General features: G+C 52.7%; 19 protein-coding genes. 15 read left to right on the forward strand and 4 right to left on the reverse strand.

Annotation, left to right across the window (positions count from 1 at the left end; all coding sequences use genetic code 11):
* The first annotated feature begins 57 nt into the window (after positions 1-57).
* The 3 genes from SYN_RS04985 (at position 58) to SYN_RS04995 (ending at position 3,582) form a co-directional block, all read left to right on the forward strand.
* Entirely contained in the window at positions 58-2,151 is a 2,094-nt protein-coding gene (locus tag SYN_RS04985; protein ID WP_011416964.1) for an acetate--CoA ligase family protein, read from the forward strand.
* 409 nt (positions 2,152-2,560) lie between these two features.
* Complete coding sequence (locus SYN_RS04990; protein ID WP_148202490.1) at positions 2,561-3,016, forward strand: hypothetical protein; 456 nt, start codon at positions 2,561-2,563, stop codon at positions 3,014-3,016.
* 185 nt (positions 3,017-3,201) lie between these two features.
* Positions 3,202-3,582, forward strand: a complete 381-nt coding sequence (locus SYN_RS04995) for a PH domain-containing protein (RefSeq protein ID WP_011416966.1) — start codon at positions 3,202-3,204, stop codon at positions 3,580-3,582.
* A 208-nt stretch (positions 3,583-3,790) separates the two neighbouring features.
* Here the strand turns inward: SYN_RS04995 and SYN_RS05005 are convergent, their stop codons facing one another.
* The 3 genes from SYN_RS05005 to selD form a co-directional block, all read right to left on the reverse strand.
* Entirely contained in the window at positions 3,791-5,476 is a 1,686-nt protein-coding gene (locus SYN_RS05005; protein WP_148202630.1) for a glutamine--tRNA ligase/YqeY domain fusion protein, read from the reverse strand.
* Positions 5,477-5,507: 31 nt separating this feature from the next.
* Positions 5,508-5,726, reverse strand: a complete 219-nt coding sequence (locus tag SYN_RS05010; RefSeq protein WP_041584745.1) for a hypothetical protein — start codon at positions 5,724-5,726, stop codon at positions 5,508-5,510.
* A 315-nt stretch (positions 5,727-6,041) separates the two neighbouring features.
* Complete coding sequence (gene selD, locus SYN_RS05015; protein WP_083756520.1) at positions 6,042-7,094, reverse strand: selenide, water dikinase SelD; 1,053 nt, start codon at positions 7,092-7,094, stop codon at positions 6,042-6,044.
* Between the two features lie 196 nt (positions 7,095-7,290).
* Here selD and SYN_RS05025 point away from each other — a divergent pair, with 196 nt between their 5' ends.
* Positions 7,291-8,232, forward strand: coding sequence for a selenium metabolism-associated LysR family transcriptional regulator (locus tag SYN_RS05025; RefSeq protein ID WP_158302925.1), 942 nt, complete (start codon positions 7,291-7,293; stop codon positions 8,230-8,232).
* Positions 8,233-8,354: 122 nt separating this feature from the next.
* The gene (thrC, locus tag SYN_RS05030; protein ID WP_202943592.1) at positions 8,355-9,746 is read left to right on the forward strand and encodes a threonine synthase; all 1,392 of its coding nucleotides are present in this window, start codon (positions 8,355-8,357) and stop codon (positions 9,744-9,746) included.
* A 73-nt stretch (positions 9,747-9,819) separates the two neighbouring features.
* Here thrC and rd read toward each other — a convergent pair whose 3' ends face one another.
* Positions 9,820-10,524, reverse strand: coding sequence for a rubredoxin (rd, locus tag SYN_RS16950; RefSeq protein WP_041584747.1), 705 nt, complete (start codon positions 10,522-10,524; stop codon positions 9,820-9,822).
* 460 nt (positions 10,525-10,984) lie between these two features.
* On the opposite strand from rd, the gene nifU reads away from it, so the two are divergent.
* The 10 genes from nifU to hydE all read left to right on the forward strand — a co-directional run bounded on the left by nifU (position 10,985) and on the right by hydE (position 21,484).
* Positions 10,985-11,809, forward strand: coding sequence for a Fe-S cluster assembly protein NifU (gene nifU, locus SYN_RS05040; protein ID WP_011416977.1), 825 nt, complete (start codon positions 10,985-10,987; stop codon positions 11,807-11,809).
* Entirely contained in the window at positions 11,806-12,990 is a 1,185-nt protein-coding gene (gene nifS / locus SYN_RS05045) for a cysteine desulfurase NifS (RefSeq protein WP_011416978.1), read from the forward strand. The genes nifU and nifS overlap by 4 nt, the downstream gene beginning before the upstream one ends.
* 28 nt (positions 12,991-13,018) lie before the next feature.
* A complete protein-coding gene (gene fabG, locus SYN_RS05050; RefSeq protein WP_041584748.1) occupies positions 13,019-13,753 on the forward strand; it encodes a 3-oxoacyl-ACP reductase FabG in 735 nt (244 codons plus the stop codon).
* Between the two features lie 351 nt (positions 13,754-14,104).
* Entirely contained in the window at positions 14,105-15,247 is a 1,143-nt protein-coding gene (locus tag SYN_RS05055; RefSeq protein ID WP_041584749.1) for an acyl-CoA dehydrogenase family protein, read from the forward strand.
* A 199-nt stretch (positions 15,248-15,446) separates the two neighbouring features.
* Positions 15,447-16,250, forward strand: coding sequence for a class I SAM-dependent methyltransferase (locus SYN_RS05060; protein WP_011416981.1), 804 nt, complete (start codon positions 15,447-15,449; stop codon positions 16,248-16,250).
* A 70-nt stretch (positions 16,251-16,320) separates the two neighbouring features.
* Positions 16,321-17,226: a zinc transporter ZupT gene (zupT, locus tag SYN_RS05065; RefSeq protein WP_011416982.1), complete on the forward strand. Its 906-nt coding sequence runs from the start codon at positions 16,321-16,323 to the stop codon at positions 17,224-17,226.
* 435 nt (positions 17,227-17,661) lie between these two features.
* Complete coding sequence (locus SYN_RS05070; protein WP_011416983.1) at positions 17,662-18,345, forward strand: flavodoxin family protein; 684 nt, start codon at positions 17,662-17,664, stop codon at positions 18,343-18,345.
* Positions 18,346-18,619: 274 nt separating this feature from the next.
* Entirely contained in the window at positions 18,620-18,871 is a 252-nt protein-coding gene (locus SYN_RS05075; RefSeq protein WP_041584750.1) for a TM1266 family iron-only hydrogenase system putative regulator, read from the forward strand.
* 20 nt (positions 18,872-18,891) lie between these two features.
* Positions 18,892-20,286 (forward strand): [FeFe] hydrogenase H-cluster radical SAM maturase HydG, encoded by a 1,395-nt coding sequence (hydG, locus tag SYN_RS05080; RefSeq protein ID WP_011416985.1) that lies wholly within the window; start codon positions 18,892-18,894, stop codon positions 20,284-20,286.
* A 142-nt stretch (positions 20,287-20,428) separates the two neighbouring features.
* Positions 20,429-21,484: a [FeFe] hydrogenase H-cluster radical SAM maturase HydE gene (gene hydE / locus SYN_RS05085; RefSeq protein ID WP_011416986.1), complete on the forward strand. Its 1,056-nt coding sequence runs from the start codon at positions 20,429-20,431 to the stop codon at positions 21,482-21,484.
* Positions 21,485-22,038: the final 554 nt, after the last annotated feature.

Below are 22,038 nucleotides of genomic sequence, written 5' to 3' on the forward strand. Positions count from 1 at the left end.
ATCTCAAAGAGGTTAAAAACGGATCTTGAACTTATGTGAAAGGAGGAGGAATCTGAAATGAAATATTTTTTGGAGCCGGAATCTGTAGCCATGATCGGAACACCCAGACAAACGGGCCCGGACACGTACAATGGAGTAGAAATGATGCTCCGCTACGGCTACCAGGGACGCATCTATCCGATCAACCCGAAAGCCGATGAAATCTGTGGTCTCAGGGCATTTCCCTCCATAACCGAAGTGCCGGAGACGGTAAACCTGGTGATTATCTCCATGGGTCGGGACCAGGTGGTTGCTGCTTTTAAAGAGTGCATTCAATCCGGTGTGAAGCGGGTGATGATCGTCAGCCAGGGTTTTGCCGATGCCGATCCGCATGGGGAGAAGCTCCAGAACGAGATCGTTCGGCTGGCTCGCGAGAGCGGCATACGGGTTGTCGGCCCCAACACACTGGGAATTCTGAACAATTTCCGTAATTTCTCGACCAGCTTTGTCGATCTCATCAAACCGAAGAAGATTCCGCCGGTGTCGTTGATCGCCCAGACGGGTATGATCCAGGTGGCCTCGCACAACCTCGCCTATCATGACTGGGGAAAGGCACTCGATATTGGGAATGCCTGTGATGTGGATTTTGTCGACGCGTTGGAATATTTCGGAGCCGATCCGGAAACCCGGGTTATCGTGGTGCACATGGAAGGCATCATCCGGGGAAGGGAATTCCTGAAAGCAGCCTCCCGGATATCCCCTGACAAACCGATCATCATTTTCAAAACCGGAAGGACTACGGCCGGTGCCAAGGCCGCCCTCTCCCATACGGCTTCTCTTACCGGGGAGGACGAAATCGCTGAGGCTGCCTTCAACCGCGCCGGCCTCATTCGCGTGAAAAATGGTTCCGAACTGAAAGATGCCATCCGTTCTTTTATACAGTTTGAAGATATGGAGGGGCCACGACTGGGAGTCCTGACCCCCACCGGAGCGGGAGGGATCATGGCAACGGATGCCTGTGAAGATTTCGGATTGAAGATTGCGGAATTGCCTGAGGGCCTTCCCGATAAGCTGAAAAAGGGGATACCGGACTGGGTTCACATCGGCAATCCTATCGACATCTGGCCTGTGGGCATGCTCGGGGGCGGTTACTCTCAGGCTTACAGAACCGCCCTGATGGAATTGCTGAAATCGCCGAAGGTCGATGGTGTTTTGGGGGTGACGGTAAGCGTGGATTCCCCCCTTCACAAAAATATTGACATTGTCGAGGCGGTTGCAGCCGCCCGGCGGGAAAGCGGCAGTCGGAAACCAATTGCCATGTGGGTCTATGGTTCGGGAACCGACGACACTGTGGAGCGCCTTGAACCCGCCACCGACAATGTCGCCTGCTTCGAATCCGTCGAGCGGGCTGCGCAGGGCCTGTCGTTTTGTTACCGCTACCATCAGCTCAGAAAACGGGAAATCTCCTCCCAGCGGAGTTTCCCTTATGACCACGAGCAGGCCGAATCGCTGTTGCAGAAGGGAAGAGGGCGTAAGATCCTGCTTGGAGAGGATGCCCTTGCCCTGCTGGCCGCTTTCGGGATTCACGTATCGCGGGGAAAGATCGCACGAAACTGGAAAGAAATCAAAGAAGCGGCCGACGAACTGTCTTATCCACTTGTCCTGAAGTTGTCAGGCGAAGCCTTTCTTCACAAAAGCGACTGGGGGGGGGTAATGACCGGGATTCGCAATAAAAAGGAGCTTCGTGAGGCCTTTCAGGGGATGAAAGAAAAGGTAAATGATCGCAATCCAGCGGTGAAAATCGGTTTCCATGTGCAGGAACAGGTCGGGGGAAAGGAACTCCTCGTTGGTCTCAAACTTGACGCACAGTTCGGCCATATCCTTGCCTGCGGATACGGAGGCATATACACGGAGGTCTTCAAGGACGTCAGCCGCGAACTCGTACCTGTTGGAAGGCCGGAGGCCGAAAAAATGATTTCGTCTCTGAAGATCTATCCTTTGCTGAAGGGCGTGCGTGGTGAAGCCTGTGTGGATTGGGAAGGGCTTCTGGAAACCCTGGAAAGGGTTTCTTTCCTGGCCACGGAGGTCCCGGACATCAAGGAACTGGACATCAATCCTCTGATGGCCGATGCCTCAGGCTGCGTGGCTGTCGATGCGCGGATTGTCTGGTAATTCAAATCTCAGTCATGGATGAATTGAGAAGATGTTGCTTTTCGTAATGCGAGTATATGCGGAGGGGTTTTTGTGTCATGAGGGTTGAAACACTGCAACAGAATGAATAAAACAAGAACGTGTCGGCTTTGGCGATGACTGGCCCCTCCGCGTACTTTATCCCTTTTTTTAAAGGAACTGCGACAATCTATCGCTGGTTGCTGGATTAATATCCCATCTGGTAAGAAGTTCCAAGGCGACTTCATTGTACGGTTATGTTGTAATGATAAATTTTCATTACGCTGATATAATTTAGCCTGTTAAGATAAAATCTTTTTTGTTTATTTACTAAAATGAACTTCTCGAGGAGATTTGTCCATGATTGCTGCTTTGAAACATGACAGTTTGTCCGAGGTTGCGGCAACAGATTGTGACAGGCCATTTATGGTCACCCTCTCTTTTTTCAACGGTAAAGTTCTGCCGGGATTATTCAGTAAAGAAAATTATTAAGGGCGGCAGCAAAGGAAACAGTTACAGTCACCCGCATCTCTTTCTCGAAACAACTCACTGTCTCCGCTATGGCATTACCGTAACGCACCGGATTTTTTCCTTTAATGACAGCCGCCCATATCTTCAGTCGATGCCGACAACTTCCTCTCTTGACAATAATATTGCCGCCACAATAAGAATTTACACTGCCGATCATGTGATCCACGACGCCATGGTGATGACCGGAGTCCGTCTTCCTGGCAAACAGGAAGTCAAGAACGAACTGGCGCGGCACTTTCCAGAAAGCTTCAGCCCTGTTGCCCGAATGTTTAACGTCATGTGTAACATTCAGCGTGACGTGGATCGACGAATGAAAGGTAATGATGTCAATCTGTGAAGACCATGCCGAGGCATTCAGAATTAACTGACAACTGTTTGACTTTCGAGCGATTCAATGCAATATAGGGTGCAACATGAAAAGAGTTTTCTCTTCCGCAAAATGGATGTTGAACTCGTGAAAATCTTTGGAACGAACCTGTGTCAAATCACTTATTATGGCTTAAGAAATAAAGGAGGTAGACTATGGAAGGGTTGATCGGCGGACAAATGGGACTGCTATCCATGCAGGAACTGGTGGACAACATCAGGAAGGAATACGCGCCACTCCTCGTAGATGGCGAGGACGTCACTAAGGTCTTCAGGCTGCATAACGAAATGATCGTCTTCACGAACAAGCGGCTTATCCTTGTAGACCAGGCAGTAACGGGGAAAAAGGCCGCATACATAACAGTTCCCTATTCCCAGATTTCTGCCTTTGCTAAGGTGAGTACCGGTCTTCTCGACCTCGAAGCGAAACTGAAGATCTGGATCCACGGAAATCCAAAACCCATCGTCAAGGAATTCAAGAAAGACAGCAATGTCAATGAGGTTTATCAACTGCTGAGTCAGGTCACCTTAGGTTGACCAGATCCATCTGTTGAGAATTGGTCGGTAAAAAACAGGACAGATGATGCATACGTGGCAAAGCTGCTCGATGATGTTTCCAATCATGAGCAGCTTCCACTTATGAATTGAAAAAAATGAACTTGCGTTAACAGCGGCTTTCGGCTCGTTGATCTGGATATAAATCGGGCTGCCGCTCTTCGGGTGCGCATCCTTTGTCAAAGATCTGCTAATCCTTCTTTACACCGGCTGTCTTGGTCCATGAATCCCTCAGCGGAACGATGCGGTTAAAAACAGGCTTGCCGGCTGAGGCCTCCGGATCAACACAAAAATACCCCAGTCTTTCAAACTGATATTTGTTCCCCGCTTCCGCATTTTTCAGGCTCGATTCTGCATAGCAGGTTGTCAGGATCTCCAGAGAGCCGGGATTCAGGAATTTCATAAAATCTTCTTCGTTTCCCGGATCCTCGATGCTAAACAGCCGGTCGTACAATCTTACCTGGGCAGGTACAGCGTGCCGTGCCGAAACCCAGTGAATGACTCCTTGAACCTTGTGTCCGTCCGCTGGCGGCGCGTTGCGGGTCTCTGGATCATAGGTGCAGTGGAGCTCGCTGACTTCGCCGGTTTTCTCGTCTTTCACCATGCTTTCATATTTGATGATGTAAGCATTTCTGAGACGGACTTCCCGTCCCGGTCCAAGACGGTGATATTTTTTCGGTGGATCTTCCATAAAGTCGTCTCGTTCGATATAAAGCTCCCTGGAAAAGGGAAGCATCCGCGTTCCCATCCCGGGATTTTGCGGATGGTTGGCGCACTCAATCTCTTCGACCTGATCTTCAGGATAATTATCGATCACAACCCGCAGAGGCCGCAGGACGCATAATGCCCTTGGCGCATGGGCATTGAGATCCTCGCGGACGCAGTGTTCCAGCAGGGATATATCAATCAGATTATCGTTTTTGGCCACGCCGATATCGGCACAGAATGTCCGGATGGCTTCAGGTGTGTAGCCCCTGCGACGCATGCCTGCAACCGTCGGCATGCGGGGATCATCCCAGCCCTGAACATGCTTTTGGGTTACCAGTTCAATGAGCCGCCGCTTGCTGAGCACAGTATAGCTCAGATTAAGGCGGGCGAATTCGATCTGCCGCGGGCGCGAGCCTTCGATCAGTCTCTCTACGAACCAGTCGTACAGGGGACGGTTGTTTTCGAATTCAAGGGTGCAAATTGAATAGGTGATTCCTTCCAAAGCGTCGGAGAGGCAGTGGGCGAAGTCGTACATGGGATAAATGACCCAGTTTGATCCAGTCCTGTAGTGAGGCTCCCGTTTAATGCGATAGATGATCGGATCCCGCATGACTATATTCGAAGAAGCCATATCGATTTTTGCCCGCAGGACATGGGCGCCGTCGGCGAACTCGCCGGCCCGCATCCGTGAAAAGAGGTCCAGATTCTCTTCTACGGAACGGTTTCGATAGGGGCTTTCCTTGCCCGGTTCCGTGAATGTTCCTCGATGTTCCCGAATCTCGTCAGGACTCAGACTGCAGACATAGGCGCTGCCGCTTTTGATGAGCTCAACAGCGAAGGAATAAAGCTGCTCGAAATAATCGGAGGCATAAAAGAGACGGTCCTGCCAGTGAAATCCCAGCCAGTGCACATCGTGGATGATCGATTCCACGAATTCCATGGATTCGCCCATCGGGTCTGTATCGTCCATCCGGAGATTGCAGGTTCCCTGGTATTGCGAGGCAATCCCGAAGTTGAGGCATACCGACTTGGCGTGACCGATATGGATGTAGCCGTTCGGCTCCGGCGGGAAACGGGTGGCAACACGGCCGCCGTGTTTGTTTGTCCGCAGGTCTTCATCGATGATGTCCCGGATAAAATCACTGGGGTTTGAGGTCGTCGGTTGCATCATATTGTAACTCCTTCACTTTTCCTTTCGTTCAGATGTCAGGGATTCCGGGCGGAAGCCCTCCCTTTTTTGAAAATCCTTCCTGTTGAATGTCAGTTTGGGATAACCGCACGCTATCGGCTTGGAGGCAGTAATCAGACAGCAGCGACCATCCTTTTCCGCCGTGCAGCTCCTGAATTCCGCTTATTTTCTCTTCTGCTGTATCGCAGTTAAAAACAATGTCTCTTTCAGGCAGGTTTTCAACAAACACAAGCCTGCCTGTCCGGCCCCTCCGTATGGGTGAATGAGGGCCGCCGCCTTTATGAAACCCGCTGCTTATCAGGCAGATGCCGGTTGGATATCTATTATATTCATGGAAATATATCAAGGGTATAAACTTTGAGATGATGGTTATCTTTTGACTCGGGGAACGCTTTATTGCGGGATATCGGTAAACATTTTTTTAGCCGGAGCAATGACTTGAGGAAGGAGCGGCACAGGAAAATGACCATGCTTAAACCGATCCTGCCCCGGGATGACCAGATCCGGCACGATAAAACAAACCTCAGAATTTCCCTTTTTGTTCCTATTCCACGATAATCCGGCCGGCCGGAGAGGAAAGGACTTCGCCGACAATGGACGCTTCCCGCACGCCGGCTGCGTGCAGTCTGCCCAGGCAGGGTTCCGCCTGGTCGGCGGCCAGCGCAAAGAGCAGTCCTCCGGAAGTCTGAGGATCGAAAAGAATATCAAAACGCCATTCGGGACAGTCGGGATGGACATCGATCAAAGGCATGCGGAAGTCCCGATTCCGATAAAGTCCCGCGGGCAGAATTCCCATTTCCGCCAGTTCCCGGATTCCCGGGAAGCAGGGGACCCGGTCGGAGAAGAACCGGATGCCGATTTCCTGTCCTTCGATCATTTCCGCGGCGTGTCCGAGCAGCCCGAAGCCGGTGATATCCGTGCAGGCATGAACGTCCGGGGTCGTCTGAACAATGTCTCCTGCAATCTTGTTCAGGGTGTTCATGGAACTTATCGAACAGGCGATCAGGGCTTCATCGGCGATCCCGGCCTTGATGGCCGTGCCGGCAATGCCTGTTCCCAGGGCTTTCGTCAGGATAAGCCGGTCTCCCGGGCGGGCGCCGGAATTGAGCAGGACCTTTTCGGGATGGACGGTTCCGGTTACGGAAAGCCCATACTTCAGTTCCGGATCTTCCACACTATGGCCGCCGATCAGCAGTACGCCCGCCTCACGCATCTTGTTCAGCCCGCCGAGAAGAATCTGCCGAAGAATGGAGATGTTCATTTTCTTGATGGGAAAGCAGACGATGTTCATGGCCGTCAGCGGCGTACCGCCCATGGCGTAGACGTCGCTCAGGGCATTGACCACGGCAATCTGGCCGAAGGTATAGGGATCATCCACAATGGGCGTGAAAAAATCCACCGTCTGGATGATGGCGAGATCTTCCCGGAGTTTGTAAACTCCCGCGTCTTCCCCATGCTCCATCCCAACGATCAGATTGGGGTCAGAGATCAGGGGGAAATCGCATAAGGCTTCTTTCAGGTCTCCCGGACCGATCTTGCAGGCTCACCCGGCTCCGGAAACGGTTTCAGTCAGGCGTGGTTTCGGGGAATCTTCCATTGGAAAAGCTCCTGTACTGCTTTTATTTTCATGTGTCTCTTTCATCCCGGCTGCCTGCAGCCGCAGAGGGAAAAAGAGGATAGCGGCATGATCATGAGAATGCAAGACTATAAGAGAAAGAAGAAAGGATGTCAAATTCATCTGAGTGCTTCAAACGGATTGATTATTCCTTTCGGTTATGATAGCAGTCGCAGTCATGGCATACGACGGTTTTCGGAACATTACCATTCAGCAGCTTGAAACCCTGGTCGCTCTCGTCGAAGAACGGAGCTTCAGCCGGGCTTCCCGGCGGGTTTGTCTCACCCAGCCTTCCCTGACCAAACATGTAAAAAACATGGAAGAGGTCCTGAATGTCCGACTGGTCAATCGGGAGCGCATGGGTATTTCCCTGACTCCGGAGGGAAAGGTTCTTTACGATTATGCACGGAAACTGCTTCATCTGAGGGAAGAGGCCGGGGAACGGCTGGTCCGGACTCAGGATCATACGGGTGGTGTTATCGACATGCACGCCAGTACGATCCCCGCAACCTATATTCTCCCTTATGTCCTCAGTGATTTCCGTAAGATCCATCCGGATATCCGGGTGAATGTCCAGATGGCGGACAGCGAGGAGTCCATGGACGCGATCCTGAACCAGCAGTCGGAGATCGGCATCATCGGGAAGAAGCCGTTGAATCAGAAACTGAACGTAGAGCCTCTCTGGGAAGACCGACTGATTCTTGCAGTTCCCCGAGGGCATCGTATGGCTGGCAGGGGAATGGTCACCTGGGCGGAGCTGGCGGGGGAACCCTTTGTCGTTCGGGAAAAAGGGTCTGCCACGCGTGAGGTCTTCGAGCGATATCTCCGGGATGCGTTAAACTGGACACTTTCGAGATTGCATATCGCTGTTGAACTCGGGAGTTCCGAGGCAGTAAAGGAAGCGGTGATTGCGGGACTTGGAATTTCCATGATTTCCATCCATGCAGTTGAGCGGGAGCTTCTTTCCGGTCTTCTGTACGAAGTGCCCGTTGAGGACTGCCGCATCGAACGCTCTTTTTATCTGATTTATCGTCGGCAGCTCGCTTTGATGCGTCACCACCAGATTTTTCTGGATTTTGTCCGAAGTCATAAAATTCATCGGGAACAGCTCCCTGCTTAGAAGGTTCAACGTTCCAAATTCTATGTCTCTCATCGGGAAATGCTATCCTGGAACTTCGAACTTTGAAGGTGGAATTCAGCGTTCCACGCCGTCGGGAAAAGTTGCACCGTATGGGGGAATTCATGAGAGAGAGAATCCTGTATTACAGCACGAATTGTTACCTCGATAATGTTGAAGGAATGGAGCCGTTCAAGGATCGAGTTTCCTTCCGGGAAGCCCTGCTTCTGGGGCAGGCTCCGGATGAAGGACTGTTCATGCCCGAGAGCATTCCCCAACTGTCCCTCGACGAGATCCTGAATCTGAAAGGCAGGCCCTATACGGCGGCCGCTCTGCTGGTGGCGGAGGCTTATCTCGGGGCGGATCTGCCTCTGGAAACTCTGAAGGCGGTGATTGAATCTTCCTATAATTATGAAGTTCCCCTGGAACGCGTTGTGGACCGTCGGTATGTTCTCCGACTCGACCGGGGACCGACGGCTTCCTTCAAGGATTTCGCGGCCCGGATGATGGCCCGCCTGATGAGTCATTTTCGCGATCCGGGAAAGCGCCTCAATGTCCTGGTGGCCACTTCGGGGGATACAGGCAGTGCCGTGGGGGAAGCCTTTAAGGGCGTTGCCGGAATTGACGTCTATATCCTGTATCCCCGGGAAGAGGTGAGTGGCCGGCAGAAAAAGCAGTTGGACACCATCGGCGGCAATGTCCGGACCCTGTCCGTGGAAGGAAAGTTCGATGACTGCCAGGATCTCGTCAAACAGGCCTTTGCCGATCCCGCCCTGGCGGGATTGAATCTGACCTCCGCCAATTCCATCAATTTCGGCCGGATTCTACCCCAGATGATTTATTATGTTTATGCCTATGCCCAGCTTGCCGAAAGGGGGGAAGAGATCGTCTTTTCCGTGCCGTCTGGAAACTTCGGAGACGCCCTGGGATGTGAATACGCACGGCGCATGGGCCTGCCCGTCGCCCAACTGGTGATGCCCACCAACGAGAACGACGAGTTTCCCCGTTTTCTGAAAACCGGCCGTTACGAAAAGATATCGCCTTCTCTTGCCTGTCTGTCGAATGCCATGAACGTCGGCCATCCGAGCAATCTGGCCCGGTTTTTTGACTTATACGGGGGGACAGTGGACCGGACAGGTCGTGTGCACAAGATGCCGGATCTGGAAGAGATGAGGAACAATATCTTCTCCGTTTCTGTCTCCGATGAGGAAACCCGGCGGACGATCCGAAGGGCTTACGATTCGTACGGACTGATTCTGGAACCACATGGAGCTGTGGGCTGGCGGGGTCTTGAACTCTATCTGGAACAGACCGGGAGGAAAGTGCTCTGTGTATCCCTGGAAACGGCTCATCCGGCAAAATTCCCCGAAGAAATCGTTTCGCTGCTGGGCATCAGTCCCGAGTTGCCGGCAAGCATGCGGGATATCGACTCGCGAACCGGCGAACCCCTGCCGATGACAGGCGATTACAATGTATTTCGTAAATTTTTGGAAAAAACGTTAAAGGCCATGGATTGAAATGGCCATTCCCTGGGCTGAAATCAAGCCTGTCCAAGGCGATGAACAGGCTTGCTGAAAATCCCGTTTTGCCCTATCCGCCCTTTTCAAACTGGGATTTGTCCGCGCCGCAGATCGGGCAGGTCCAGTCATCGGGGAGATCTTCAAACGCTGTTCCGGGAGCGATGCCCGATTCGGGATCACCTTGCTCCGGGTCATAAACATACCCGCAGATTGTGCAAGTGTATTTCTCCATTTTCCCTCCTGTTTGCGGGGCCGCTGTCGGCTCCTTTTTTTCTTCCCTGTATGTCGGAGCGTTTTTGGGAGACTTTCCGCCTTTGACTTCATGATAGTAGGCGTAGGTCATGGGTTCTTCGTCGCTGACGATTTCGCAGTCGACAATTTTTCCGATAAAAAGGGTGTGGGTGCCGCAGTCCTTTTCGTCGATCACTTCCGCCTCCATGTAAGCCACCGTATGATCCAGAACAATCGGGACCTCCAGAACGCCCATTTTGAAGGAAACATCCGCGAACTTGTTGACTGTGCGGCCTGACTTGAATCCGAACAGGCCGATCAGGTTCATCGGGGCTGCTTTTGCGAGAACAGAGACGGTAAACTTCCTGCTGGCTTGAATGAACTCATGGGTGAGATTGTTTTTATTGATGCTTGCCACAACCGTGGGCGGGTCAGATGTTGCCTGAAAAACCGAATTTGCGACCTGACCGTTGAATTGACCGTCCTTACGGGAAGAAACGATATAGACGCCGTAACTCATCTTGAAAAATGCGGCGCTGTTCATGGGCAACTCCTTATACCGAAAATTTGGTGAAGCCGTTAAAGAATTTCCCGGGCTGTTTGCGTCCGGTTGTCCAGATGCCGGGTTCTTGAAGGAAATGCGTGGATTGACTCAAAAACAGATTATTTGTATTGGTGTCAATATAACGTAAACCCTCTATTTAATCCAATAATTCTTTGCCTGTCTTCAAAGGGTCGTCAAAATCGCTCTTGAGAAGATCATTAAGGTTCACACTTCCAGAAAACTTCCCAGAACCTGATTTTCAAACAGCCATTTCCCAAAAAGCCGGATTCCTTGATTAGGTTGCAGTAAGATATTTGTGTTCCGCTCGTATCTTCTCCAAATGATATCTTGCAATCCCCCGAAAGATTATGGCAAAAAGACGGGAAACATTGCGTAAAAAAGAAAAATTTTCAGACGCCTTTTGACGGCGTTGCATCATCTCTGGAGAGGGGGAAGCTGCATGTGGGAATATACGGATAAGGTCAAGGAACATTTTTTGAAGCCCCGGAATGTTGGGGAAGTGGAGAATCCGGACGGGGTGGCGGAGGTCGGCTCAATGGCCTGTGGCGATGCGCTCCGGCTGACTTTCAAACTGGATGAAAACAAGCGGATCAAGGAGGCGAAATTCAAGACCTTCGGCTGTGCCAGTGCCATTGCCGCGGCCTCGGCGATGACGGAGATGATCAAGGGCCTCACCGTGGAAGAGGCTGAAAAGATAACCAATCAGGACATTGCCGCTTTCCTTGGAGGGCTTCCTCAGGAAAAGATGCACTGTTCGGTTCTCGGGCAGCAGGCTCTGGAAAAGGCGATTGCCTATTACCGGGGAGCGCCGATGGAAAAGAAAGAGGGGCAGATCGTCTGCGAATGCTTCGGTGTGACGGACCTGGAAATCGAAAAAGCCGTGAGGGAAAACAACCTGACTACCGTGGAGGATGTGACCAACTATACCAAGGCGGGAGGCGGCTGTGGGAGCTGCCACGAAAAGATTCAGGAGATCATTGACCGGGTTCGGGCAGAAGTTCGCGAACCCGTCCGTCCGAAACTGACGAACATCCAGAAAATCCGCATGATAGAGGATGTCCTTGAAAAGGAAATCCGACCATCCCTGAAAAACGACGGCGGTGATGTGGAACTCATCGATGTGGTGGGAAACCGGGTGCTGGTGGCGACCCGGGGGGCCTGTGCCGTTTGCCGGGCCTCCCAGCAGACCCTGAAGGGTTTTGTGGAGTTCAAACTCCGTGAACTGGTAACACCAGAGCTCATCGTTGAGGAGGTGAAGGCATGACGACGGTTTATCTGGATAACAATGCAACAACCCGTGTTGTGCCGGAGGTGCTGGAGGTGATGCTCCCCTATTTCAGCGAGCTCTACGGCAATCCGTCAAGCATGCATACCTTTGGCGGGCAGGTGGGCATCAAAATCCGGGAGGCCCGGGAACAGGTTGCCGCCTTGCTTGGCGCGTCTCCCGACGAGATCATTTTTACCAGCTGTGGTACGGAAAGCGACAATACGGCCATTCGATCGGCACTGGCCGCCCATCCGGATCGCAAGCATATCGTGACCAGTCGGGTGGAGCATCCAGCCATCAAAGCGCTCTGCGCCCATCTGGCCGAATCGGGCTATCGTGTGACGGAACTGCCGGTCGACAGTGAGGGCCGTCTCAATATGGAAGCCTTTGAACAATGCCTGACGCCGGACACGGCCATCGTAAGCCTCATGTGGGCCAACAATGAAACAGGCGTTGTCTTTCCTGTGGAGAGGGTCGCGGAGATCGCTCACAGCCACGGTATCCTGTTTCACACCGATGCCGTCCAGGCCGTCGGGAAAATTCCGATCGACATGCGGCAAAATACGATAGACATGCTGTCCCTTTCCGGTCACAAGCTCCATGCCCCCAAGGGGATCGGCGTCTTCTATCTCCGGCGGGGAACGCGTTTTTCTCCCTTCATGATCGGCGGTCACCAGGAAAGGGAACGCCGAGGAGGGACGGAGAACACACCAAGCATCATCGGTCTTGGAAAGGCCTGTGAACTGGCAGCCCGGCATATGGAAGAGGAGGACAGCAGGGTAAGGCAATTGCGGGACAAACTGGAAAACGAACTTCTGGCGAGAATTCCCCGGGCCCGTGTTAACGGCGACCGGGTCAATCGTCTTCCCAACACCACCAACATCAGTTTTGAATTTGTGGAAGGGGAGGCCATCCTGCTTATGCTGGATCGATATGGCATTTGTGCCTCATCCGGCTCGGCATGCACATCGGGATCTCTGCAACCGTCACACGTGCTGCGGGCCATGGGCGTTCCCTTCACTATGGCCCACGGATCGATTCGATTCAGTCTCAGCATCGAAAACACGGAAGCGGACGTCGATCTGGTCATTGAGACCCTGCCGGGAATCATCGCGCAGCTGAGGGAAATGTCGCCGTTCTGGCAGACGGAAGGCCAATCGTGTGCCGCCAGTTCATGACCATCTCGAAGTTCGCGGAGTAAAAATTATGGATAAGGATAAACGCCGTACAGCCCTGGTCACGGGCGCGAGCCGGGGGATCGGGCGCGCTGTGGCCCTTGAACTGTCCCGAGCCGGATATCATGTGGCGGTTAATTACCGCTCTGATGACGCGAGAGCCGAGGAAACCGTTTTCCTGATCGAGGCTGAGGGCGGCACCGCGGAGAAACTGCGCTTTGACGTCGTTGATCCCATTGAGAGTCGGCGTTGTCTCGATGAGCTGCTGGCCAGCCGTCCATCGCTGGATGTTCTGGTGAACAATGCGGGAATCACGGCAGATAATCTTTTCCTGATGATGCCGGAAGCTGACTGGAACTCGGTCATCCAGACGACCCTCAACGGGTTTTACAATGTCACGCAACCCGTGATCAAGGCGATGATGAAAGCCCGCCGGGGTTCAGTGGTTTCCATGTCTTCGATCTCAGCTCTGGTGGGAAATCGGGGACAGACCAATTACGCCGCGGCCAAGGCGGGGCTGATCGCGGCGAGCCGCTCGCTCGCCGCCGAGGTGGCCAGACTGGGGATACGGGTCAATGTGGTTGCACCGGGGTTGATCCGGACGGACATGACACAGGATCTTTCCCAGGAGCGGATTAGGGAGATGATCCCCATGAGGCGGGCGGGAGAGCCGGAAGAAGTAGCCAAGGTTGTCCGTTTTCTCTGCTCACCCGATGCGTCCTACATCACCGGTCAGGTGATCTGTGTGAACGGCGGCATGGTCTGAAATCACAGGAGAAGGCTGCGTTTGAAAGGAAATGGCAATCGCCGGACAATCCGTAAGGGATGGATGACGTCCCAATAGTCTCACGAGCCTTTCTGAGATCATTCACTTTTTACAATCACTTGCCTTGCCTGTTTTCTGTGCCCGACCATCCCTGCTTTGCCGTCTGGAAATTCCATGGATAATGTATTGCTTTATGTTGTAATCCCTGTTCGGACAAAACCCGGGCAACCATCCTGCCTGGGAACGTGAAAGGGGTGCAAGGCACAGGAAACATGACTTAAATTCTACACTTGAACTGATTCCCCCGGTCTGCGGGGTTATTTCATGGAATTCTTCTTCAGGAGTGTGCTTATGGAAATTCTCCAGTATATGCAGGAACATCGTATCTTCCGGGAAACATTCAAGAAGTTTTTAGCCAAAGAGATCGTTCCCCACATCGAGGAGTGGGAAGAGGCAGGAATTGTCCCAAGGTGGGCCTGGAAAAAGATGGGGGAGCAGGGCTTCCTCGGAATGAGCGTCCCGGAAGCCTATGGAGGACCCGCCGTCGATTTTCTCTATGAGGTGGTCGTCATCGAGGAACTGGCCAGGACCAATTTTACGGGGCTCGCGGCCCGCCTGCACAATACCGTCGTGCTGCCCTATCTGATCGAGTACGGTTCGGAAGAGCAGAAAAAACGTTATCTCCCTGGCTGTGTCTCCGGGGATATCATCACGGCCATCGGCATGACGGAGCCCAATACCGGCAGTGACCTGGCGGCGATCCGCACCACCGCCGTAGCAGACAGGGACGAAATCGTCCTCAACGGCCAGAAGACCTTCATCAGCAACGGAATCAACTGCGACCTCATCGTCCTGGTGGCGAGAGATCCGGCGGTGGAGGACCCGCACAAGGCGATCGATCTCTACCTTGTGGAGGCGGGAACGCCGGGCTTCGAAAAAGGCCGCAATCTTAAGAAAATCGGCTGGCACAGCCAGGACACGGCGGAACTTTTCTTCGCGGAATGCCGGATTCCCGTGACGAACCGTCTGGGCGGTAAAGGGACGGGATTCCGGAAAATGATGGAAATGCTTCAGCAGGAGCGGCTGGTGGTGGCCATCGGGGCGCAGGTGATGGCGGAGTTCATGCTGGAGAACACCATCGCCTACTGCCGGGAACGGAAGGTCTTCGGACGGCCCATTTCCCGTTTTCAGAATTCCCAGTTCGAGTTCGCGGAAATGGCTACAGAGATCGAGATCGGGCGGACCTTTTTAGATAAGATGATTGTCGAGCATATGGAAGGCCGGGATCTCACCCGGGAGATGTCCATGGCGAAATACTGGATCACCGACATGGCGGGGCGGGTTGCGGATCGCTGCCTGCAGCTTCACGGCGGGTACGGGTACTGTGAGGAATACCCCATCGCCCGGGCCTGGCGGGACATCCGGATCATGCGGATCTACGCCGGGTCGAACGAAATCATGAAGGTCATCATCGCCCGGACGCTGGGGTTGTAACTGAGATCGTACCTATTGCGGCAATCGGTCGGAGAAATGTGGATTCGCTCACAGTCTTGATTGAAAATATGGAAGTAGGCATGAACATAATTCAAAACCGCAACTTGACATGTCAATTTTTTGTGACATCAGTGACTCCGGTGTTGTTGAGCGTATATTGCGCGCATGGGTCACTTTGTATTAATGAAGAGGATCGGAAATGAAAGAGGTTGACTGGTTGGAATTATGGCGTGAGCTGGTGACAAGAAACAAACGGCCCAAAACGGACAAAAGACTGGTCGAGCGATATAGGGCGCATTCACGAAAGCGGACAGAAAGACCAGACCCTCTTCTGGAAGTCGTCCTTAAAGAGATGGATGAGCTGGATGCCGTGATTGAGATCGGCCCCGGCACAGGACGTTGGACGATTCCGGTGGCGAAAAGGGTCAGGAGTGTGACGGCGATTGAACCTTCTGCCGGCATGGTCGATATTCTGAGAGAAAATCTTAATCATGCCGGTTTTCATAACGTCGAAATTCTTTCGCAAACCTGGGAAGATGCTTCTCCTTCAATTCACGACGCCGTTATGTGTTCCCACGGCATGTATGGCAGTCCGGATCTGGCGGCCTTTGTGCGTAAAATGGAACGCTTTGCACGCAAAAGCTGCTGGCTGGCTCTGAGGCTGCCGCCGGGAAACGGCATCATGGCGGAACTGTCCTTGAAGATTCATGGTTGTCGTCATGACAGCCCCGACGCGGTGATTGCGTGGAACGCCCTCTATGCGCTGGGCATTCATGCGAATGTACTGGTTGAAGAAGGCATGGAAAACTGGGTCAATGATACTTTGGATGACGCCTTCAGCAGGGCGAAGAGACATTTACGTCTTGAAACAGACGAGACGAAATATGATGATCTGATCTATTCCACATTGAGACGCCGGCTGAGCTTCAGCAATGGTGTTTATATCTGGCCGGACGGTATGCGCTCGGCACTTCTCCGGTGGAGTTCCCATCGCAAAGACTGAAGCAGATTATCCTGTCTGTCCCGTGCATGTCGCCGCTTGTTTCAACCATTAATCCACATGGAGATGCCGTATGCAGGAAGTATGGATCGCCTTTGGACTGACCGTGTTTGCGGGTATGGCCACCGGCATCGGGAGTGTGATCGCCTTTACTGCGAAGAGGACCGACTACCGTTTTCTTTCGATTGCTACCGGCTTTTCCGCGGGTGTCATGCTTTACGTCTCTTTCGTTGAAATCTTTGCGAAGGGACTGGACGCTCTGACCGCCGCGTATGGTGATTACTGGGGACACTGGGCGAATGCCGCCGCGTTTTTCTGCGGGGTGTTCCTGATTGGTCTGATCGACAGCCTGATCCCGGCGGAGGAGAATCCTCACGAGACGCACTCCGAAGAGGAAACGGCGCCCCTTCATGATCCGACTGCCCCGATTTCCGATTGCCATGCAATCGCGGGTGAGGACAGGGCCAATTCATCGTCAAATTTGCAAGATAATCGCATCCGGCACCAGAAACTCATGAGGATGGGGCTGTTTACGGCGCTGGCAATTACAATCCACAATTTTCCAGAAGGCTTTGCGACGTTTCTTGCCGCCCTTCATGATCCTGCCGTCGGCCTGGCCATCGCCGCAGCCCTTGCACTGCACAACATCCCTGAAGGAATAAGCGTTTCTGTACCGATATTTTACGCTACCGGAAACCGGAAGAAGGCATTTGTGTATTCGTCGCTCAGCGGTCTGGCCGAGCCTGTTGGCGCCGGGATCGCCTATCTTGCGATTCGTTTTTTTCTTGGCGATAACGTTGGAGGAATCCCTTCCCAAATCATGGGATTGCTCTTTGGTGGCGTGGCCGGCATCATGGTTTACATCAGCCTTGACGAGCTGCTGCCGACAAGCCGGGCTTATGGCAAGGGGCACGACAGCCTGATCGGCCTCGTGGCCGGGATGCTTGTGATGGCCCTGAGCCTGTTGCTGATGAAGTGATGGTAATGCGGGCGGCCAAATGCTTTTTCAGAAATGCGGTAAATTGCGGCAAAATCCGCTTGACAGGCCGGATCGCCCTCCGTATCCTCAACGTGCGCATGCGCTTGGCCATAAGCTTTCACACCCCCGGGCGGCGCGTCCTGTAACCTTGCTGCGAATAGCGCAACCGTCTCTAAAAGTTTTGTCGATGTGAAGCAATGGAAACAGGGATGGGACCTGCTGAAAATTGTCGTCTTCGGTGAGAACAACACGGTTCTCGCCGAAAAGGTATTTCCGATTGAATAAAGTATTTCAGCCGATTCGGTTGAAGCCGGAAGTATTCTTCCGACGATATGTTCGTGAACATTATCCCATCACCCGCGCAGGGCGAATAAAAAGCATCACGGTCGCCGGAAGTGGCATTTCTGCGAACAAATAAAAGAAGGAGGCAGGACGATGAAAGTATTGGGTATCAATGCCAGCCCCAGGGGATCGGAAAGCTCGACGCTCAGGCTGGTCAAATCCGCTCTTGATGGTGCGCAATCCAGCGGGGCGGATGTGGAATTTGTGGATCTCTGCCGGTTTAACATCGAATACTGCAACGCGTGCGGGGTGTGCTACAAAACCGGAAGGTGCCCGAAAAAGGATGACTTTCAGAGCATCTATGAGAAGATGCTGGCCGCCGATGGTCTCGTAATGGGGTCCCCCAACTACATCCGCTCGGTTACCGCCCAGATGAAGACTCTGCTCGACCGCATGGCCGACGCGATACACTGTCAACTCTTTGCTGGAAAGTACAGCGTTACGGTCGCAACCTCCGGGAGTCTCGGTCATGATCAGCATGTTCTTGAATACATGAACGAAGTCATGCTCACGCTCGGTTCCTACGTTACAGGGAACGCGGGGGCATCCATGGCGGCGGGACCGGAAGCACTGGCCGATGCCGGCAAGCGGGCCTTCCAGCTTGGAGAAAGCCTGACGGAAGATATAAGAACGAAGAAAAATTATTATAAACAGGAACCTATCCTGATTGAGAACAGAAAATACTTCCAGAATCTGGTCGAGATGTACAAGGATGAATGGGTCCACCAGTATGAATACTGGAAAACGTGGAGTGAATGTCCCGATAAAAAGTGTTGACATAATTGATCGGCTGAAGGATAAACGTTCCGCTTTCAGTGAACTTTAAACAGGTTTTAATACATTTTTTGACTTTGAATCCTGACAGGGAGGAAGAAAATTCTGACTTGGAGGGGAGTTGAATGTCTTCGGGGGGGAAGGATCTGAAACCTTTCGATTCCGGGCGGATGGATTTTCCGGGAGAGGGAAGGAGAGGACGAATTCCTAAAATGCTTATCTGGAGAGGTTTGATTCCCATTGGGAGTCAAACCTCTTTTTTTTGAGGGAAAATCATATGAACAGAAGAATCGGCACCGTCAGCATCATCATAACCAGTCGTTCGGAACAGGCTGCGCGGGTCAACAGCATTCTGTCGGAGCATGGCGATATTGTCATCGGCCGGATGGGCCTTCCCTATCCTCCGGCAGCTCTGCATATCCTGTCCCTGATTGTTCACGGCACGACGGATGAAATCGGCGCCATGACGGGGAAGCTTGGCTCCCTGGATGGTGTCAAAGTCAAATCGGCACTTCAGAAAGTTGCGTAATTTCAGGAAAGGGCGAATTCATGAAGGATTTTATCAGAGACACGGAGATTGAAGAACTGCTTCGAAAGGCAGGCTCTCCCGACAGAAAACAGGTTCTGGAGATCATTGCGAAGTCCCGGGAATTAAAAGGTCTGGCGCCGGAAGAAACGGCCGTCCTTCTGCAGACGGACGATCCGGAGCTGATTCTGGCGATTTACGAAACGGCCAGAGAAATCAAACAGAGCATCTACGGCAACCGGCTTGTCCTTTTCGCTCCCCTGTATATCGCCAATTACTGTTCGAATAACTGCCTTTACTGTGGTTTCCGGAGAGACAACAAGGAGCTCAACCGGGTTGCCCTTTCCATGGAGCAGGTCGCAGAGGAAGTTCGGGCCATCGAAAGAGAGGGGCATAAACGACTGCTGATGCTCTGCGGCGAACATCCCAGTCGCTCCAGCCTGGATTATTTCATCGAGGCGATCGAAACGGCCTATGCCACCCATACCGAAGAAGGCGGCGAAATCCGGCGGATCAACGTTGAAATCGCTCCGATGAACGTTCCCGACTTTAAACGCCTCAAGGCGGCCAATATCGGAACCTATGTTCTTTTCCAGGAAACCTACCATCATGAAACCTACAGGGCCATGCATCCCCACGGTCCCAAGGCCGATTTCGCCTGGCGGCTCACGGCCATGCATCGGGCGCAGGAAGCCGGGATTGACGATGTCGGGCTGGGCGCCCTTTTCGGGCTGTACGATTACCGTTATGAAGTTCTCGGCCTTCTGATCCATGCCCGGACTCTGGAGGCCGACTGCGGTGTAGGGCCCCACACCATTTCCATTCCCCGGCTGGAACCGGCATTCAATGCCCCAGCGGCCTCATCACCGCCCCGTCCGGTGAGCGATGAGGAATTCAAGAAGCTGGTGGCCATCATCCGGATGGCGGTTCCCTATACGGGCATGATCTTAAGCACCCGTGAATCGCCGGAAATCCGCACCGCCGTCTTTGAACTGGGTATCTCGCAGATCAGCGCGGGGTCGAGAACGAATCCCGGGGGGTACGCGAAAGATTCAAGCGAAGGATTCCGCGCCGCTCAGTTCAACCTCGGGGATACGAGAACTGCTGATGAGGTTATCCACGATATTACAACCAGGGGGCACATCCCCAGTTTCTGTACCGCCTGCTACCGCCTCGGAAGGACGGGCAGGGATTTCATGGATCTGGCGAAACCCGGTCTGATCCAGCATTTTTGCCGAAGCAACGCCATGATGACCTTCAAGGAATATCTCATGGATTACGCTTCTCCCAGGACTAAGGAAGTGGGAGAGCAACTTCTGGCCGGGCTTGTCGAGAGAACGGAAAAACTGGAAACCCGACAGATTCTGATAGAGCGCCTCGGGCGAATCGAAAGAGGCGAACGGGATCTCTTTATCTGATGAGATTTACCCTCTTTGAGGCATTTCAATGGATGATCAGGGACGGCGGAAAGGTCGAAGCGACGCGGGCATGCGAACCTCGACTGCCGAAAAACCGTCAATAAAGCCGGTAAAGGGGCAACAGTGATATGGAATTGGAAGAATGCCGCGACAGGCGGCGCCGATGACGGCACCGGGGAAGATTACAGATTGTCTGGAGCGGCTTAAGGGATCGGGTCTACCTCAGCGGGATGACCTGATCGCCCTTCTTTCATGCGCTGATGAGAAAGAACTGAAGCCGTTGTTTCTGGCGGCCGACGCCCGGAGAAAAGCAGCTGTCGGAGATGTCGTTCATCTTCGCGGCATCGTTGAATTTTCAAATTATTGTGAGCGGAACTGCCTCTACTGTGGACTTCGGCGGGTAAACCGACAGTTGAAACGCTACCGGATGTCGAACCGGGAGATCCTGGAGGCGGCCTTTGCCGTCAAAGCGGCTAAGATCCCCACGCTGGTCCTTCAATCCGGCGAAGATTCATTTTACACGACAGAGAAGCTCTGCAGTCTGATTCAATCCATCAAAGCGGAAACCGGTCTGGTCGTTACCCTGTCCCTGGGGGAGCGCCCCCGGAATGATTATCATGCGTTCCGGGAAGCCGGCGCAGACCGTTATCTGCTGAAACATGAAACAGCCAGTCCCTCTCTTTACGGACGACTCCACCCGGATTCCCGACAGGAAAACCGTCTGCAGTGCCTGAAATGGCTGAAGGAATTGCGCTATGAGACGGGCGCGGGTATCATGGTGGGACTGCCCGGCCAGGATGCCGCCGTTCTGGCTGATGACATTCTCCTGATTTCTTCTCTGAAAGCCGATATGGCCGGTATCGGGCCATTCCTGCCTCATCCGCAGACGCCTCTGGCGGCCTGTCCTTCAGGCATGGTTCTGCCCGTTCTCACCGTTCTGGCCCTCGTCCGTCTTGCATGTCCCACCATCAATCTTCCCGCCACCACCGCCCTGTCCGTCCTCCATCCGGAGGGAAGGAAAAAGGCGCTCGCTGTCGGAGCCAATGTTGTCATGCCGGATTTTACCCCGCCGGCTTACCGGCGACTTTATGATCTTTATCCCGGCCGAACGGCAGGTTCCGAAGATACTGAATTAATCATGGAAACCCTGAAGAAGGAAATAATCTGTTGCGGAAGGACCCTCCAGGTGACAACTTGATTCAACTCAGTCTCTACATCGTCTGTAATGATTTCCACGAAGAAAAAAGTACAAAAAAGATCCGGGAACGCTCATCACTTATCAAATACACGGCCGCCTCGACATGGAGACCGATCAACTTGAAATGATTGGAATTCCAATTAAAAAGAATGTTCCCTTTCTGGTCTGCGTCATTTCTGCAAATCTTTTATCATGTAACTGAATCAGAGAGTTTTTTTGTTCAATCATCGAAATGAAATCAATAGATGCTCCAACTTTAATCTATATAATTATCATATAGTTATAATGTATTTACGTATTATTTTTTTATTGACTTTTAAATCCCTTATGAATAAGAGTGTCTCACTCAATAATATAATTAAAATTTTTGCACTGTATTGATGAACATAGTTAAATTACAGGGAATGGTCCTTATAATATCTTTCCATCTCGGACAATATCTCAAATTCACCTAAATCTCCGGTTGGCAGAAGTTCCCGGAGATTTCATGCCCGGGGTTGCATTCAATTCACGAAATAAAAAAGCAGCGGAAAGGAGGCGATACTGTCCTGCAG

Source organism: Syntrophus aciditrophicus SB (assembly GCF_000013405.1).
Taxonomy (GTDB): Bacteria; Desulfobacterota; Syntrophia; order Syntrophales; family Syntrophaceae; genus Syntrophus; species Syntrophus aciditrophicus.

Bases quoted from the DNA above. Each gene is read 5' to 3' on its own strand.
- SYN_RS05075 (WP_041584750.1), top strand. From the start codon at position 18,620: ATGAACAGAAGAATCGGCACCGTCAGCATCATCATAACCAGTCGTTCG.
- hydG (WP_011416985.1), top strand. From the start codon at position 18,892: ATGAAGGATTTTATCAGAGACACGGAGATTGAAGAACTGCTTCGAAAG.
- SYN_RS05070 (WP_011416983.1), top strand. From the start codon at position 17,662: ATGAAAGTATTGGGTATCAATGCCAGCCCCAGGGGATCGGAAAGCTCG.
- nifU (WP_011416977.1), top strand. From the start codon at position 10,985: ATGTGGGAATATACGGATAAGGTCAAGGAACATTTTTTGAAGCCCCGG.
- fabG (WP_041584748.1), top strand. From the start codon at position 13,019: ATGGATAAGGATAAACGCCGTACAGCCCTGGTCACGGGCGCGAGCCGG.
- SYN_RS04995 (WP_011416966.1), top strand. From the start codon at position 3,202: ATGGAAGGGTTGATCGGCGGACAAATGGGACTGCTATCCATGCAGGAA.
- SYN_RS05055 (WP_041584749.1), top strand. From the start codon at position 14,105: ATGGAAATTCTCCAGTATATGCAGGAACATCGTATCTTCCGGGAAACA.
- thrC (WP_202943592.1), top strand. From the start codon at position 8,355: ATGAGAGAGAGAATCCTGTATTACAGCACGAATTGTTACCTCGATAAT.
- nifS (WP_011416978.1), top strand. From the start codon at position 11,806: ATGACGACGGTTTATCTGGATAACAATGCAACAACCCGTGTTGTGCCG.
- hydE (WP_011416986.1), top strand. From the start codon at position 20,429: ATGCCGCGACAGGCGGCGCCGATGACGGCACCGGGGAAGATTACAGAT.
- SYN_RS05005 (WP_148202630.1), bottom strand. From the start codon at position 5,476: ATGCAACCGACGACCTCAAACCCCAGTGATTTTATCCGGGACATCATC.
- SYN_RS04985 (WP_011416964.1), top strand. From the start codon at position 58: ATGAAATATTTTTTGGAGCCGGAATCTGTAGCCATGATCGGAACACCC.
- rd (WP_041584747.1), bottom strand. From the start codon at position 10,524: ATGAACAGCGCCGCATTTTTCAAGATGAGTTACGGCGTCTATATCGTT.
- SYN_RS05025 (WP_158302925.1), top strand. From the start codon at position 7,291: ATGGCATACGACGGTTTTCGGAACATTACCATTCAGCAGCTTGAAACC.
- SYN_RS05060 (WP_011416981.1), top strand. From the start codon at position 15,447: ATGAAAGAGGTTGACTGGTTGGAATTATGGCGTGAGCTGGTGACAAGA.
- zupT (WP_011416982.1), top strand. From the start codon at position 16,321: ATGCAGGAAGTATGGATCGCCTTTGGACTGACCGTGTTTGCGGGTATG.